The organism is Streptomyces sp. NPDC058665 (assembly GCF_042714995.1).
GTDB lineage: Bacteria > Actinomycetota > Actinomycetes > Streptomycetales > Streptomycetaceae > Streptomyces.
The window spans coordinates 166,652-182,859 of record NZ_JBHXRX010000003.1 but is presented as its reverse complement, the minus strand read 5'-3'; the positions used below and the strand labels follow the sequence as shown (position 1 = coordinate 182,859).

8 protein-coding genes are annotated in these 16,208 nt (G+C 67.3%); 3 read left to right on the top strand and 5 right to left on the bottom strand.

Annotated features, from left to right (window positions below; all coding sequences use genetic code 11):
* Positions 1 to 219: 219 nt before the first annotated feature.
* Together ACFWV8_RS03125 and ACFWV8_RS03120 are read left to right on the top strand one after the other, a co-directional pair.
* Complete coding sequence (locus tag ACFWV8_RS03125; protein WP_384197460.1) at positions 220 to 2,034, top strand: DUF262 domain-containing protein; 1,815 nt, start codon at positions 220 to 222, stop codon at positions 2,032 to 2,034.
* A complete protein-coding gene (locus ACFWV8_RS03120; protein WP_384197459.1) occupies positions 2,031 to 3,068 on the top strand; it encodes a CBS domain-containing protein in 1,038 nt (345 codons plus the stop codon). The genes ACFWV8_RS03125 and ACFWV8_RS03120 overlap by 4 nt, the downstream gene beginning before the upstream one ends.
* 57 nt (positions 3,069 to 3,125) lie before the next feature.
* Here ACFWV8_RS03120 and pglZ read toward each other — a convergent pair whose 3' ends face one another.
* From pglZ to ACFWV8_RS03100, 4 genes are all read right to left on the bottom strand, one after another.
* Positions 3,126 to 6,191: a BREX-2 system phosphatase PglZ gene (gene pglZ / locus ACFWV8_RS03115; protein WP_384197458.1), complete on the bottom strand. Its 3,066-nt coding sequence runs from the start codon at positions 6,189 to 6,191 to the stop codon at positions 3,126 to 3,128.
* Between the two features lie 94 nt (positions 6,192 to 6,285).
* Positions 6,286 to 10,269: a phage resistance protein gene (locus ACFWV8_RS03110; RefSeq protein WP_384197456.1), complete on the bottom strand. Its 3,984-nt coding sequence runs from the start codon at positions 10,267 to 10,269 to the stop codon at positions 6,286 to 6,288.
* 296 nt (positions 10,270 to 10,565) lie between these two features.
* Positions 10,566 to 10,769 carry a DUF397 domain-containing protein gene (locus tag ACFWV8_RS03105; RefSeq protein ID WP_384197455.1) on the bottom strand — a complete coding sequence of 68 codons (204 nt, stop codon included), beginning with the start codon at positions 10,767 to 10,769 and terminating at the stop codon, positions 10,566 to 10,568.
* Complete coding sequence (locus ACFWV8_RS03100) at positions 10,766 to 11,650, bottom strand: helix-turn-helix domain-containing protein (RefSeq protein WP_384197453.1); 885 nt, start codon at positions 11,648 to 11,650, stop codon at positions 10,766 to 10,768. Before ACFWV8_RS03100 ends, ACFWV8_RS03105 begins: the two co-directional genes overlap by 4 nt.
* Before the next feature lie 190 nt (positions 11,651 to 11,840).
* On the opposite strand from ACFWV8_RS03100, the gene ACFWV8_RS03095 reads away from it, so the two are divergent.
* Positions 11,841 to 12,296, top strand: a complete 456-nt coding sequence (locus tag ACFWV8_RS03095; protein WP_384197451.1) for an ATP-binding protein — start codon at positions 11,841 to 11,843, stop codon at positions 12,294 to 12,296.
* Positions 12,297 to 12,542: 246 nt separating this feature from the next.
* Here the strand turns inward: ACFWV8_RS03095 and pglX are convergent, their stop codons facing one another.
* Positions 12,543 to 16,208, bottom strand: a complete 3,666-nt coding sequence (gene pglX / locus ACFWV8_RS03090) for a BREX-2 system adenine-specific DNA-methyltransferase PglX (protein ID WP_384197450.1) — start codon at positions 16,206 to 16,208, stop codon at positions 12,543 to 12,545.

Genomic DNA, 16,208 nt, shown 5'->3' with positions numbered 1-16,208 from the left:
CCCGTGGCGGACGGTGCGGCGGGGCCGGGAACAGGTATCCGGCGGCCGGGGACGGCGGCACCGACTCCACCGTGACATCAGGGGTGTCCGAATACGTTCGTGATGGCTGAATAGTAATGAGGCTCAGGTGCCTCGATTACCGCATTCCTTGACGGAACTCAGAATGGCTTGATGCAATACGGTCTCCACCATTGGTGTTCAAAGCGGGGAGACCGCAGCGTGTCGCTGGACAGTCCGAAGCTCAAAGATCTGCTCAGGCAGGTCGAGTCAGGGGCCTTGCAACTACCTGATTTCCAGCGTGAGTGGAAATGGAACGACGAACACATCCGGGCGTTGATCGCAACCGTCACGCTCAACTACCCGCTCGGTGTCGTCATGTCGCTCCAGACCGGCGGCAACACGCCCTTCAGGCCCAGGCCGCTGAGTGGCGCGCAGGTCTCCGACGACAGGGTGCCCGACCTCCTGCTCCTCGACGGCCAGCAGCGAATGACCTCGCTCTACCAGGCACTGCGCCGCGACAAGCCGGTGGACACCGTCGACACCCGCGGCAAGGACCTGAAGCGCTGGTACTACATCGACATCGCCAAGGCGATCGGATCGCCCTCGGACCGCGACGACGCAATCGTGTCGGTACCCGAGGACCGAACCCTCAGGACGGACTTCGCGCGCCGGGTCGTCCGCGACCTGAGTACGACGCAGCTCGAGTGCGCCGCTGGTCATTTCCCGCTCAATCTCGTGTTCGACACCCAGCGCATGAATGCCTGGCACCGGGAATTCGTGAAACTGGACGAAGCGAACTGGGAGGTCTGGTCACAGTTCGAGGAGCACGTGCTCAACCACGTGCAGTCGTTCGACGTACCGATGATCAACTTGCCCGCCTCCACCGAAATGGACGCGGTGTGCGCGGTCTTCGAGCGGGTGAACGCGGGCGGGGTCCCGCTGAACGTCTTCGAACTGCTCACGGCCACCTACGCGGGCGACCGCGCTCATGTGGCGGAGTTCGGGGAGTACTACCGGCTTCCCGACGCGTGGCTGCAGATCAAGTCGGACCTGACCGCCGCCCATCCCGTGTTCGGCAGGATGGAAGCCGGAGTCGAGGACGGGTTGAGCAGCAGCGACTTCCTTCAGGCGATCGCCCTTGTCCGCACGTGGGAGCATAAGCAGGACGGGCTTCGTAACTCGCTCTCCTGCAAGCGCCGCGATCTGCTGGAGCTTCCGCTGGTCGACTTCAGGCGGCTGGCCCCGCGGCTGGCGGAGGCCTTCGCCTGGGTCGGAGCGTTCCTGGAGCGGCAGTGCATCGTCAATTCGGCGGACCTCCCGTACCGCACCCAGCTCGTGCCGCTGGCCGCCGTACGCGCTGTCATGGGCGACGAGACGGACACTGCGGACGTCGAGGAGCGCATCACCCAGTGGTACTGGAACGGCGTCCTCGGCGAGATGTACGGCGGGTCGATCGAGAGCCGCTTCCCCCGTGACGTGGAGCAACTCGTCACGTGGATCCGGGAGCAGGGCGGTGAACCGGACACGGTGGCGGAAGCCGTGTTCGTCTCCGAGCGGCTCGACACCCTGAGCACTCGCAACAGCGCCGCCTACAAGGGAATCTACGCACTGCTCGTCAAACAGGGCGCTGTGGACTGGTACTACACCGAGGCGCCGCTGAGTCCGGGCCAACTGGCCGCGCACGGCGTCGACGTACGGCTGATCTTCCCCAAGTCCTGGGTGTCCAAGTCGCACCCCGGTTACGCATCACGGGTCAACTCGATCGTCAACAAGACCCCGCTGTCGTACCGGGCGAGCCGGAGCATGACCGGTCCGCCCACCGCGTACCTCAAGTCGCTGATGCTGGAGTCGGGTATGCGCCCCGAGTGGTTCGACGATGTCGTCGCGACGCATCTCATCGATCCGGCCACGCTGCACGAGGGGGATTTCGAGCGCTTCTACACGGACCGTTCCCGACAGCTCCTCGATCTGGTGCGGTCCGCCATGCGCAAGCACACCGTGCACCGCGGCCTCGCCGAAAAGCTGGGTGGGTGAGCGCCACCATGCCCTCCGACGACAACCTGATGGCACTCAAGGGCACGAAGATCCCGGTACGGGAACTGCTCGCGCTCTTCGGTACGCGCCGACGCGACGACCAGTCGGTTCTGGCCATTTCGCAGGCCCTGAAAGATGTGGGCCTGTCCACCGTTCCGTCCTTCGCCACCTGCGGCCATGGGAGCTTCGTCCACGTCGTCGCCTTGGAGACGGTCGCGGTGGTGGACGAGCGGAGCGACGAGGAGCCGGAGGAGGAGCAGGCGCCGGGTCTGCTTCCGCAGCATCCGCTGCGGATCGGGGACATCGCGGCCGCCCGGGCCGGCCTGGAGTCCCTCCCGCCGACCGCGCAGCTCTCCGAGGCCACGCACCTGATGCGCACCAAGGACTACTCCCAGCTGCCCGTCATCGACGGAACGACCAAGCTCTGCGGCGCCGTCACCTGGAGGTCTGTGGCCAGGATGTACGAGAAGGCAGGCGTCGACCGGGTCCTCGCGAACGCGCTCGTGGACGATGTGCCGGTGGCCGAGGAGCACCAGAACTTCTTCGCCGTACTGCCTCTCGTCAGCGAAAGGGGGTACGTGCTTGTCCGGCGCAACGACGGACGGTTCAGCGGGATCGTGACCTCCGCGGACATCACGGAACGCTTCGACGCGACGGCCCGGCCGTTCTTCATCGTCGGGGAGATCGAGTTCCTGCTGCGCAAGTGCCTGGGTGCCGCGATCGACCCCGAGGCCATCAAGGCCGTGCAGCCGAAGAAGGCGGAGCGGCAGACCGGCAAGATCTCGGACCTGATGTTCGGCGACTACGTCACGCTGCTCGACGGCCAGCAGACCAAGGACGCACTGCGCGTCCGGGCGGACCAGAACTGGCAGTCGCTCGACTGGACCATGGTGAACCGCGTCCAGTTCGTGTACCAGCTCGACCAGGTCCGCAAGATCCGCAACAAGATCGCCCATTTCGCCCCCGAGCCGCTGGAACAGCGATTCCTCGAGGAGCTGGGGCAGTTCGTGCGGATCATGCGGCAGCTCGTCTGACAGGGCGCACAGAAGTGACACCTGGTACCGGCCGGTGCTTGCCGGGCCGGTACCGGGTCACGACTGTCGATCCAGCTCGAACTGCCCCGTTAGCAGACCGACGTTCAGCCGCAGGGTCCGGCCGTCCGGCAGCGTCTCCAGAACCTGGGCGCCGTCGTAGTTGAGCAACTGACGCAGTACGGCGCAGAAACCTTCCGCGCTGCGCCCGGCCGGAAGCCCGACGCGCTGTGCCAACGCAGTCATCGGAAGCGTGCCCCCGATGTCCAGCAGAACCCGCACCGCCTGCTCCATCCTTGGCAGCTCGCGCTTGCGGGCCAGCACCTCCACCTGGGCCTGGTAGATCTCGGAGGCGAGCAGGGCGGTCATCAGAGCCTCGTTAGGTGAGGCGGTCTTGTCGGGTGTGACGGCCGTGACGGCCAGCAGCGAGTCCTCCGCCTCGGCGGAAACGAGCACCATGTCGAAGAGCGAGTCCCGGCCCGCCACGGTCTCGACCGCCTTCTTCGCGGCCTTCCCGGTCGGGCGCGATGTCGCCGGTGCGGACCGTGTTCCCGCCGGCCGTGACGTGGACGAAGGCGCGGTCGTCAAGGTCGTCGTCTGCGCGGTCTCGGCCGAGGGTGCGTCGACGCGCCACCAGGGGGGCCGCTGGTCACCGAGCTCGCGCCAGCCCTTGGGCGGCTGCGCGCCGAAGGGAAGAAAAGCCAGTACGGGGATGGCCACTTCGGCGAGGGAGGCTCCGCCGTGGTAGCCCGCCTTCTGTGACGTGTAGCGCGAGTCCGCGTCCCAGAGCGCCACGACCTCGCCACCGGACGCGCGCCCGGCCGCGTCACCGGCATCGGGCACGACGACCCGGCGCCCGGTCAGCAGGACCTCCGGCTCGGCGAGAGGCCCGCCCGGCTCCCGGTGCCGGGCCGACAGCGGGGCACCCGAAGCGACCCGCGAGCCGTGCCGGTCGACGACGTGCCCGTGGTCACTGGTCAGGATGACCGCCCGACCCTGGAGCGCGGCGTACCGCAGCAGTTCCCGGAGTTGCCCTATCTCGGCGAGCCGCCAGGTGCCGTCGCCGAGTTTCTGCTCCTTGGCCAGCCGGTCGTCGATCGTGTTGAGGACCACGGCGACCTGCGTACCGTCGTCCATGAGTGCGGCGAGCAGCTCGGGACCGAACGAGTCTCCGGCCGCGTCGGCGCGCAGGTCGTCCTTGTGGAAGACCGCGGCCTGAGAGTCCCCCCAGAACCGGTGGGCGGGAAACATCCGCTTCTCGTCGGCCTGGGCACCCGAGGTCAGCGTGGCGGCGAAGAGGGAGGTGCGGGACACGGCCGTGAGGGTGGGCAGCGCGGCGGCCATCGCCCGGCGCCGTGCCGGGTCCTTGGCGCCGCCCAGCGGGTCGTACTCGACCCAGTGTTCGCGCAGTTCCTCGGCCAGCTCGGAGGCGATCGCCGCGCTCATCCCGTCGAGGACGAGCAGCAGTACCCGCCGGTCCCCGGACTTCGTCACGGGGGCGACGACGCGCGGGAGGAAGGTCTCCACCGTCAGCATCGTCCCGGGTGTGCCGCCGTCCGCGGTCCAGACGGCGAGCGCCTGCGCGAAGTGCCGGTCGATCTCCCGACGGCGAGCGCGCACGGAGGTACACAGGGTGTCGTACGAGGACCGCAGTGTCGGTTCGCTCTCACCACCGGCCTCGATGTGTTCGAGGGCCAGATCGGCCCAGCCCGTCTCCGCGACGTGCCGACCGACCGCGGACGCGACGTTCTCCGATGCGATCGGCGGATCGCTCGCCAGCCACCGTGTCAGCCGTTGTGCCATGCGGACGCGCGCGATACGCGTACGGGTGTCGGTGTCCGCCGAGAGAGCGTGGTCGTCGAGTGCGCTGACGGCCTGGGAGATTGAGCGCGGGTCACCACCACGAAGCGCCTGCCCCGCCGCACCGAAACGGGCCTCAAGTCCGGCCGCCAGTACGGGACTCGACTGAGCGGCCCGCTCGGCTCCGAACTGCCGTACCAGCGATTCCGCCCGGTCCAGGGCGGCGCCGCTCATCCTCCGGGCAGCCGCAGCCGACTCGTCGAACTCCGACCGGCCGCTCAGGAGCAGCGCGGAGACGAACTCCTCGCAGGCCCGGCCGAAGGAGGCCGTGAGCCGGTCCAGGGCCTCACCGTGCGCCAGTGGCTCCTCGCCGAACCAGCGCTCCGCACGCCCACGTGCCCGGTAGTCCTCGGTGTCCACGGTGACACCGCCCGTTGCCGCCCGGGCGCGGCCTGCCGTCCGCCGGTGACCGCGCCGCCCGCTCGCCGCGTCCGGAACCTCCGTGTCCCGCCAGAGCGCGGCGCAGACCAGACCGAAAGCGACCGCGTCCGGCCCGTGCTCGGCGCCGATCAGCGCGAGCAGGGCCCGCCCGGTCAGCCCGGTCAGCCCCACCTGGTCGTCCTCCCCGAGGAACCGGGTCAGCCCGGCCCGCTCCGGTGCCCGCAGCGCGAGGAAACGGTCGGGGCCTCCCGGCTGCAACGTCCAGCGCAACAGGGCGTGTACGTCGAGTCCGTCGGCCCCCGTCGGCCCGCCGGGGACGCGATCGGGGTCGTAGCGCCCGATACCGAGCCTGCGCATCGCCAGTGCCGCCAGCGCCTCGCGCCGCGACAGCGTGCCGCCCGCGAGCCGTGGCCAGCCGCCCGGAGGGGTGGCGTCGAGGAGGGCTTCGGCGGCCCAGTTCTCCTCGGAGAGCCAGTGGTCGGTCGCGTCGGCGCCGAACGCCTCGCGGACCACGTCCCAGATGTTGACGGCGCTGACGCGGTGCTTGTGGACCTTGGACAGCAGGTCGGGGCCGAGTTCGGCCTCCTCGCGGTCGGTGAGGACGACCAGGACATCGGGATCGGTGATCAGGACATCGTGACTTGTGGCGGTGGACGCCTGATGGGCCAGCACCAGCTCGTACACGGCGAGCGGCGAGGGCCCCGAAGCGATCCGTGCCCGCCGTCCCTCACCCCACGGAAGTTCGTCAGGGCCGTCCCACACAGGTGCCGCCCGCAGCAGTACCGAGCGGCGCTTGCCGGGGGCGAGACCGGGCTGGGCGGTGAGGTACTGGGTGATGGTGGCCGCGTTGAGCCGTACCGCACTCGTGCTGGTCGCCGTACTCACGCGCCTGCCCGCCTTGTTTTCCTGGCGTTCACCGCCGCACCTGCCTCTTGTCCCGTTCCCACGTCCATGGCCCGCGCCACAGTAGCCGCCGTCGTCACTCCACGACTCGCCAGTGGAACTCGACGGTGACGTCGGGCTCCGCCGCCGCCAGCGCGGCCAGCTCCTCACGCAGCTCGGCCGGTGCCTGGGAGGCCCTGGTCCGCGCCCCGCCCGAGCGCCGGGCGCCACGGCCGACGGTCCCGGTTCCCGTCCCGGCGGCCGGAAGGGGTGGCTGTGTCGTGGGCACCGGCGGGTGGCTGCTCGCGGTGGTGAGGTCCACGGCGCCGGGCGAGGTGAGCGGCCCCGGAGCGGGCGTGGACGGGCCGGGCGCGGGCCGGGTGGGCGCGTTGGCGGCCTGGTTGCGCTTGAGCGCGGCGACCCCCGCCACCCTCGCTTTCTCCAGGGCGTCCTTGAGATTGACGGTGCGCTGGTCGGCATTGGCGGCGCTGCGCAACTGCGCGAGTACTGCCTCGCCCTCCGGGCCGATGTTCGCGGCGAGCTCGAACGTGTCCCAGCTGGCACCCGCGAGGGCCGCCGCGACGGCCTCGGCCTGCTTGACGGAGGCCCCGTAGCGGCTGGCCGAGGCCGTGCCGAGGTCGAATGCGGCGAAGGCGGTGATGATCTGCTTGGCCGCGGCGATGCCGCCCGCCGCCCCCTGGTCGAAGCCGGCCAGCTCGTCGAGGAGATCCCGCGAGCGGCGGGCGAGGGCGAGCCGGCCGGACTCGTCGCCGCCGTCGAGCGAGAGGAACACCGAGTGCTTCTCCAACTGCCTCAGCAGATCGTCCGCGTGCGGCCGGAAATGCCGCGCCTTGGCCAGGATCTGCCGCGCGAACTGGCTGACCAGCCGCCCCCTGCGCAGCGTCGGCGGCTTCGTCTCCGACCCCTCTACCCCGAAGACGTCCCAGTACCGGCTCCCCGCCTCCGCCCAGACGTCCTCCTCGGGCAGGGGCTGAGACCGTAGCGCGTCCTGCGGCCTGATCGCCGAGAGCTCTGGCGCCGGGTCCAGAACCGCACCGGCGCGGACCCACACCCGGTCGTCCATCTCCGCGTACGACGCGATGACCAGGTTCGCGAGGAACGGCTCCAGACCCATTCGCTCGGGCCGGTCGATCCACTCGGTGAGCTTGACGACGCTGAGGTCACCGGGTCCGCCGTCCGTCCGCGCCATCAGCGCGAAGTGCTCGGCCCACCGGTTCGACAGCCGGAAGTACGCCTCCTTTTGCTGTCCCAGACCGAGCGGTACGGCGATCCGCTCCATCAGAGCCTTCTCCTTGCCCGAGTTCTCCACCTGCCGGTCGGAGGCCTCCGCAGCCGCCCGGACCAGCCCGAACACGGTCCGCGTCTCACTCGCCCTGACGGGGGTGTTGCTGCCCTGCGGATCAAAGTCCGGGTGGGCGGGGAACTGGTGGGCGAGCAGCTTCGCGACGATGTGCCGGGCTCCGGCCCGCATCGACTGCCCGATGGAGATACGCAGGTCGGAGACCTCGGGCAGGGCCTCCAGATGGTCACTGAAGGAGACATCGACGTCGGAGGCCTTCTTGTCGGCCAGCCCGTACGCCTCCTTGAAGGCGTCCTTCACGGTCTGGGCCAGCGACTCCCGCTGCCCTTCGAGGAGGCCCTTGGCCCGCGCCCGGTTGTCGGCGTTGAGGTGCTGCGCGTACTGGGTGTCGAAACGCCGCTGGTCGGCCAGCGCGTAGTCGATGACGACGAGCCGCTGGAAGTCCTTGTAGCGGGCGGCGGACAGCCGCGCGGGAATCCACGCCACGGTCTGCGGCTGCGTGCCGGGCCGCTCCCGCAGCCCGCGCATCCGGTTGACGTCGTCGACCGCCCCGTACTCGCTCTCCGCGTACGGCAGACCCACGATCACCCGCCACATGCCCTCCTGGCTCGGCTGGAACTCGTGGTCGGCCAGGTCGTCCGGATCGGCGACGGTGCCGAAGACGACCTCCGCCGTACGGTTCGAGCCGCGCCATACGAGGTTCAGCTCGTCGGCGACCAGCCGGTCCTGGAGGTCGAGGCCCAGCTCTTCGGCGAGCAGCCGCTTGGCCAGGGTGCGCCGGTTGCCCCGGCTGTTGTTCACGTTGGCGTTGGCGATGACCGAGTCCACGTCCACGCCGGCGAGTTCGAGCCGCACGCCCGGGTTGGTGTCGGTGCCGGTCGCCTTGATCTCGGCGAACTGGGCGGCCCACTCCTTGACCTTCGTCTTGATCAGCCCGACGTCGGCGCCGGGGATCGGGGAGACGACGGAGCCGTGGTTGAGCGCGCCGAGCCGCCGGATGGTGAGGTCCCGCAGCGCGGGCACGCTGGGCGCGAGGGCGGACAGCAACAGTGTGCACATCAGCCGGTTGTCCCCGACGAAGCTCTGGCAACGGCCGAGCAGCGCCGGGTCCGTGATCGAGCCCCGCCGGTGCGTGTACTGCTCGATGTCCTCCTCGGTGACCTCGTACGTACCGAGCAGATACGGCCGCATCTTGGTCCGGTACAGCTTGTCCGCAGTCTGGAACTCGACCTTCAGACTGTCCACGAACGGCTTGTCGCCGCCGTCCGCGATCACCGGATACAGATCGCCGAGCGGGATCAGCTGATCGAGGGTGGCGTCGTCACGGTGCGTGGCGAGCAGCTGCCCCATGAGCTTGAGGCCGGTACGGGACCGCTGAAGCGCGGACGAGATGTGGACGAGCGTGTCCATGAAGGCCGGCGAGAACGGATACGTCAGCCGGAACGACGCCTCGTCCGCCCCGGTGGTCCCCTCGTCCGACCCGAGGAGTACGTCCCACACCTGCGGCCCGACCCGCTTGATCTTGGTGAACGCGGCGTCGAGCTTGGCCCCGGCCTCCGCGTCCTTGGGCCTCAGCAGCCGGGCGTGCGCGATCTGTGGAAGGTTGCGGTCCTCCAGGGTGATCTTGTCGAAGCGTCCCGAGGCAAGGTTCAGACTGTCCTGGATGGCGGTCTCGGCGGCCCCCGAGGTCTCCTCGCCCACCAGCTCACGCAGGTCGCGCTGGCGGGCGATGAACGACACGATCGGAATGGCCCGGCGTGAGTCCGCGCCCTCCACGAAGTTCGTGATCTTGTCCGCCTCGCGGGACACGAACCGCTGGTCGTGGATGCGGTTGGCGAGCCACAGGATCAGCTCGTCCATGAAGAGAATCAGACCGTCGTAACCGAGCGACTTGGCGTGCTCCGCGATCACCGCGAGCCCGGCATCCAGCGAGATGAACCCCTGCTCGTCCTCGGCCGCGTTCTTCGCGAACCCAGGGAACCAGGTAGAACTGGCATCGTGTACGAGCTTGGCGCGCAGCTCGGCGGGGGTGCTCGGGTTGACGAGGTCGAGGTTGACCTCGCCGCCGTCAAGCTCCTCGGCGGCGAGCGCGGTGTCGAGCAGATCGGGCGTCCAGGCGAAGGACTCGCCCCATTCGTCCTCGTCGCCACCGGCGGTGCCGGACACGTCCGCGTCCCCGTCGGCTCCGGCGAGCCCCTCGATGAACTTGTCGTCGCCCATCCGGATGCGGTGCGAGCGGATGTCGTCGAAGAGGGCGTCGGTTCGGTAGACCTGCGGGGTGGGGATGTTCTTGTCGCCGTGCAGTGCCTTGACGTGACTGACGTACCCGCCGAGCACGCGCTGCTCCAGGGACTTCGCCCCGAGCATGTGGTAGGGCACCAGCAGGAAGTTCTTCTGCTCGGTGTTCAGCCACTCGTGCTTGCCGAGTATCGGGTCGAAGTCCCGGCGGGAGAGGGCGGAGGGGTCGCGCCGCAGGATGGCATGCAAAACGGCCATGAAGTGGGACTTACCGGAACCGAACGATCCGTGGAGGTAGGCGGCCTTCGACGTGTTCCCGTCGAGCGCGGCCCTGATCAGCCGGAGCGCCTCGTCGAAGTTGTCGAGGAGCCGCTCGGTGACGACATAGTCCCGCAGCGCGTTCGCCGCGCCCTCCTCGGTGACCGCCTCGGCGAGCTTCAGGACGAAGTCGGAGGTGGAGATCGACGTCTTGATGTCGATGACGTCACGGAGGAGGGGGGCGGTGGCGGCGGTCGGGGCCATGTCTGTCTCGCGTCTCCTGGGGCCGGTTTTGATGTGTTGTGGCACATCTGGGGTCGCTCTGGGGCGGGCGCCTTGGGGCGGGGGCGGGTTTGTTGCTGAGTCCCAGGTCCAAAGGGCCGTATCAGATCGTAACCGGCAGGTATGACAGGGCGGAGGTGCGTGGGGTGGGGAGGGGCGGTTTTCGGGTGGCTGGGTGGCTGGGTGGCGAAGGGGCGGGCTGGGGTACCTGGCCCTTCGCCGGGCAGTTCTTCCTGAGGCCCTGTGACCGACCGTGGCCGGTGGTCACGAGGGAGGGGTCAGCCGAGCTGGGTGACGAAGGTCTGCCAGGCGTCGTGACCGAACACTATGACGGGGCCGGCGGGGCGCTTACTGTCGCGGACGGGGAGAAGGTGGGGGATGTTGTCGGCGATCTCGACGCACTCCCCTTGGCCGCCGCTGTAACTGCTGACTCGCCAGGCCGCTATGGCAAGGTCCGACGGGGCGACGCGAATGCTCTTCATGGTCTGTGCTCCTTGGCGATGCGGCGGATCAGCCCGAGCGATTCCGTGGGCGGCAAGGCCGACACGCGAGCGTCGTCGAAGAGTCTCCGGTAGTGAGCGACTTCGGACGCCTGCTCCATCCAGATGTTGCCGGTTGGATTCTCTGTCAGCACGAGATCCAGTGCCGACACCCGAGGAAAGCTCAGCAGCAAGTATGGGCCGACCATACTGGAGTGCGCACCGCGTGCGAACGGCAGTACCTGGACAGTGACGTTGGGTAGCTCCGCGATGGTCGCCAGATGTTCCAACTGGTCGTGCATCACGGCAGAGCCGCCGACCTTTTGCCGTAGCACTCCCTCGGCCAATACTGCCCAGAGTTCCAGAGGGTTGTCGTCAGTGAGCCGCTCCTGGCGGGCAACACGCACCTGAACGAACTGCTCGATCTGTTCTGCCGATTCCCAAGAGCGTGAGGCGACGGTGACGGCGCGGCTGTACTCAGGTGTCTGGAGAAGCCCCGGGATCAACAGAGCTTGGAACGTCTTGACGCTGTCGCAGATGCTCTCCATCTCGATGTAGTCGCGGTACGTGTCTTCGAGCACTGACCTGTACTGAAGCCACCACCCTTCCCTGCGGCGCCGGTTGGCCTTGCGGGCCAGGGTTGTCAGCCGCTCGCGCAGGGCCGGCTCCTCCGTCCCGTATGCCTGCAACATCGCGGTGAGATCCGGGAGCCGAACCGCCACACGGCCGTTCTCGATCCGGCTGATCTTCCCCTTGGTGCAGTCGAGTGCGTCGGCGGCTTGAGTGGTGGTGAGGCTCGCCGCCTCCCGCAACTTACGGAGTTCGTCGCCGAGTTGGCGTCCCAGGACCGTTGATGGACTCGGCGGCACGTTGTTCGCAGGCATGCCACCACTTTGCAGCAGGTCAGACGTCGATGACGTGTCGTTAACTCGAAAGAGCGAAGATTGGCACCAATCGATTCGGCAACGTTGCAGATTCAGATGGTGGGCATCCAGTCTGGCGCATGGCGTGAGGCCGAACATCCCGGAGAGGGCACAGGGATCGGCCCATTGGCAGCGAGCGCAAGGGAGCGTCATGGCAGACCGCGACAGCTCGAACGAAGTGCACTTCCGGATCTCCCGCCACCCGCGGGGCGTGGGCCAGTCGCGGTCGATACTCCGGGACGCACTCGCGTGCTGGGGCATGGAGCAGGGCGTCACGGAGGCAGCGGAACTCGTGCTCTCCGAGTTGGTGACCAACGCGCTGCGGGTCCCGGTGCCGAGGGACCGGCAGGTTGGCGTGGGTTTCGTCTACGACGTCGAGGTCGGACTGCTGCACCTGGAGGTGAGCGACGCGGGGGCGGGGTCCCCGGAGTTGGGGTCGCCGGGGGAGGACGAGACGTGCGGGCGGGGCCTGCTGTTGGTGGACGCGCTGGCCGACTGGTGGGGTGTGCATGATCGGGAGGGTGGCATCGGAAAGACGGTGTGGGCGCAGTTCAAGGCGCCGCAGGCGGCGATTGCGCCGGTGGGTGGTGCAGTGCCAGCAGGGTGAGGGTGTGCCTGGGGCTTCGAAGTTGCTTGGTGGCGCGGGGAATTGGCGGCTGGGCCAGGGAGAACCTCGGTGGCGGTTGGTTACGAACGGTGGGTTCGGCCCAGATGCACCAGTCTCCATTGCGGCGGGCACCGGCGACCGCGCCACAGCGCCCGAGTGTGCTGCTCGGCCTCGGCCGTCTCAGGCGAACGCCCTGTCGAGGTCCAGCGGTTGATGCGCTGGTCCCCGACAGGGCATGGGCGGACTTCAGTTCTTTGCGGTGGTGCCACCAGCCCGGCCGCGCTTGGCGGGTGCGGGGCGCCAGGCGCGCAGGTCATCGTCGGTGAGACCGTGCTCGCCCTGGTGGACGGAACGGTGCCCGGCGAAGAAGGCGGCGGGGGAGCCGCTGTACATGGCGTCGAACTCGTTGTGCCACTGATCGAGCCAGGGCTGGAGTTCGAGCAGGCCGGCGAGGAGCGGGGTGATCTCCTCCGTGGTCAGCCCGTGCACGGTGAAGTACGTGGCGAGAGCTTGGGCCTGCTCCCGGTGGTCCCAGCCAGCCCACCCGAACAGCTCGGGGGTGCCGGAGACTGGCCCGGTCGCGTAGGAGATGAACCGCTCCTTGGGTACGTCCAGCTTGCCGCGCGCTCGCCAGTAGGACGGCTTGAGGAAGTCGGCGGAGGTGTACTTGGGCGGTACGGGAATGGAGTCCCGGATCTTCCGCTTCTCGGCCTCGCCCTCGGCAGAGTCCTCCTTGCGCTGAAGCTCCCAGACGTGCTCCCAATCCTGGCGCTTCTTCAGAGCGGCGGTCTTGTAGCGGAGGGCGGCGAGATAGGGGACGTGTTCGTCGGCGAGGAGCCCAAATACGACGGTGGCCAGCTCGGTGTGGGGCGCGTACAGCTCGGCGACGGATACGAAGTCCTCGTCGCGGGACAGGATGTCGGTGAGTTGGGACCGGGTGCGGATGGTGGGCTGCCCGTCCTCGTCGAACCAGTGCTCACGCTTCTCGATCCGGTCCAGCAGCCAGGACTGCAGGGCCTTCTTCTGAAGGGCATCCCACCCCTCGGTCGCCCAACGTCGCTTGTACTCGGGCCGCTCGATCATGCCGATGGCCCGGCTGGTCTCGATGACGTCGATGCGCTTCTGCACGACGGCCTTGTAGGCGTCGGACCACTGGGCGGGCAGCTCCGTGATGGGTGTGGAACCATGCCGCTTGAACCATTCCCCGGACGCCTCCCCCTTCTCCACCCGCCGAGCGAGCACAATCTCGAAGGCTCGCTCACCGAGGGCAAGTTCGGGAACCTCGGTTTCGGGGGCGCGCAGGTCTTCGACGTGAAGGCTGTAGAGGGAGTAGACCTGCCAGTCCAGCTCTTCCTGGAGGGCGATCATTTGGGCTCGGGCGGAGAGCCACTTGGCTTGGGCTGTGCGAAGAATAAGTGCGGTAGGGGTAGATGATTCTGCCGTAACTAGGGAATGTGGCGTTACGGCTGTGAGAGATTGCGCAAGAGAGTCCAATCCGCTACCGAGGGAGGTCGGATACCGGCTTGGGAGGGGGAGGCGCGCGAGATTGGCTCCTTTGTACTGGAAGCGGTTCTCCCAGGCCTCATCTTGAAATCCGCGCCCTAGCCCACTGCCGCCCTTGTTGTGACAGGACGCCTTCATCCAGTAACACACAGTGGAACTATTGAGAGCCCCGAGAAGTTCCAGGTGTCGCTCTTCGCTAGCATCCTTCTCGAGCTTGATAACTGGGGCGGTGTCCTTGAAAACTTTCTCACCGCGATCGAACGCGAAATGGTTGTGGGTCGCGATTTCGGGAACGCTGATAGAAAATGGGATCTCGTAGCGCGCCTTAAAAAACATGGAGTATTCAAACCATGCAAGGCCGCGCTCGAGCTGAGTTTTTCCGAAGGCTAGGCGGTTGCGGAGCAAGGACTTATAAGGCCAGAGTCCATGCTCGACTGGTTTGGCTGCCTTGGCTTTGAGGCTGCTGTTGGAATAAGGCCAAAATGAGATGGTTGGGTCTCCGGTCGAATAATCGCGGACTTCCATACCCTCCACGAGAGGTCTTTGTTGGTCTGATGGGACGTTCTTGCGGCGAAGATAACCGGCGCCGACCATGTAGGCGTCGTCCTCGCGTGTTACGGCGCCAGCCCCGATATCTGACGCCACTTTTCCCAACGTTGTTGGCGAAGCAGATGTGATTTCCTGCACAAGCTCAAGCGCGCCTGCTGTGAGGATCCATGGGTGCTTCTCGAAGTACCTGCTTCTTTCGAGGTCGTCAACTGATACCCACTGGCTGGCTGATCCGATTTTATCAATCTGGCTCTTGATTGCATTCCATACCAGTCCGTCCTCCCCGCGTGGCGGTTCGGATGGCTCGCCTTGGATGCTTCTTACTGTTCGGATCGTCTCTCCTCGCGCACCGCCAGCTCGCCTTCGCCCTACCAAGATCACCGTTGGTGTGCCGTGCCCCGGAATGTATGCGCCCGAAGTGTCGATTACTTCGGTAAGCTCCACTTTATGTGCGAAGTATTCTTGGATAAGGCTTTTCCCGAACTCTCGCTTCATGAACGAGTTCGCTGTAATCTGTCCGACCATCCCGTAGCCGCGACCGCCAGGTTCCCCTGTCTTTGCCAACTGAAAGAAGCGCTCTGCGAAAGGGACGGACAGTGCGTAGGCGCCGGAGCAGGACTTGTAAAGTTCTCGATATAGATCGTTGAGTTTCTTGTCCTGGACAGCAATATAAGGCGGATTCCCCACTACCACGTCATACCGCCCAACCTCAAGAATCCCCTTGAACTGCTCCTCGTGCACATCCTCGGTAGCGTAAGAAAACTCTGCCAGCTCGTCCTTCTGCTCCGCGCTGAACTCCAGCTCCCCCTGCCCCTCAACCCCCCGCACGCCGAATTCTAGCTGTCGAGCCTTGATCAGCGAGTCGCCCACCGCAAGGTGCACAGGCCAGTCATAACGCCCAGCCTCCGCCAGCGTCCGCACGTTCGCCGCCGCCATCGCGGCCATAAGCAACCGGAACCGCGCGATAGCCACCGCGAACGGATTCAGGTCGACCCCGTGAACAGAGTCAAGTGCGGCCCGCACCAGCTCATGCGGGTCCTTGCCCGGCACCTTGTCCGTCCACAGCTTCACCATCCGCTTGAACGCGCCCAGCACGAAGTGGCCGGACCCGCACGTCGGGTCGATCATCTTCAACTCGCCAAAACGGGAGCCCAGTTCACGCACCACCGGATTCATCGTTCGGTCCAGGATGAACTTCTCCACGAACTCCGGCGTCTGAAGCAGCGCATACGTCTTACGGGCCGCCCCCGACAGATCCTGGTACAGGTCACCCAGGAACCGCGTGTCCCACCCCTCCGTACCGTCAGCGTTCAGCGGGTCGGTGAAGTCGTGGATCAGCCGACCGTCCTCGTGCCTCTCCCTCCAGAACTCCACCAGTGAGCGAGCCCCAGAGTGCGACAGCGGAATCTGGTACAGCGGATTGTGGCGGCCGTCGAAGAGCAGCTTCCCGGCCTGCCCCGCGCCCAGTTCCGAGAACGCACGCTCCAGCCACCCCCGGAAGGTGGGGTCGGCGCCCTCGGAGTCGTCGGCCACGTACTGCGCGTACCGCGCCTCCGCCAGGTCCTGGCGCTCTTGCTCCGCACCCGCGAGATACGGCTCGGGAATCAGGCGGTTGTCCTCGCAGAACCGGACGAACACTGTGCCCAGCACCCACGCCACACCAACCTGGGTGACCCGCTCCTTGAGCCACTCGTTCCAGGTCGCCGCCGTACGCTCCAGCTCCCGCGCCCGGTCGTACTCGGCCCGCAGACGCGCGCCCACCTCGGGCACGGCCTTGACCTGCTCGGTGAGGTCCACCTCGACCGCCTTGACCCGCTTGATCAGGTCGGCCAACAACGCCTTCGACTTGCGGTCGATCAC

What these genes read in the sequence shown, in the direction of transcription:
- ACFWV8_RS03110 (WP_384197456.1), bottom strand. Translation starts at nt 10,269, where the DNA reads ATGGCCCCGACCGCCGCCACCGCCCCCCTCCTCCGTGACGTCATCGAC.
- ACFWV8_RS03105 (WP_384197455.1), bottom strand. Translation starts at nt 10,769, where the DNA reads ATGAAGAGCATTCGCGTCGCCCCGTCGGACCTTGCCATAGCGGCCTGG.
- ACFWV8_RS03100 (WP_384197453.1), bottom strand. Translation starts at nt 11,650, where the DNA reads ATGCCTGCGAACAACGTGCCGCCGAGTCCATCAACGGTCCTGGGACGC.
- ACFWV8_RS03095 (WP_384197451.1), top strand. Translation starts at nt 11,841, where the DNA reads ATGGCAGACCGCGACAGCTCGAACGAAGTGCACTTCCGGATCTCCCGC.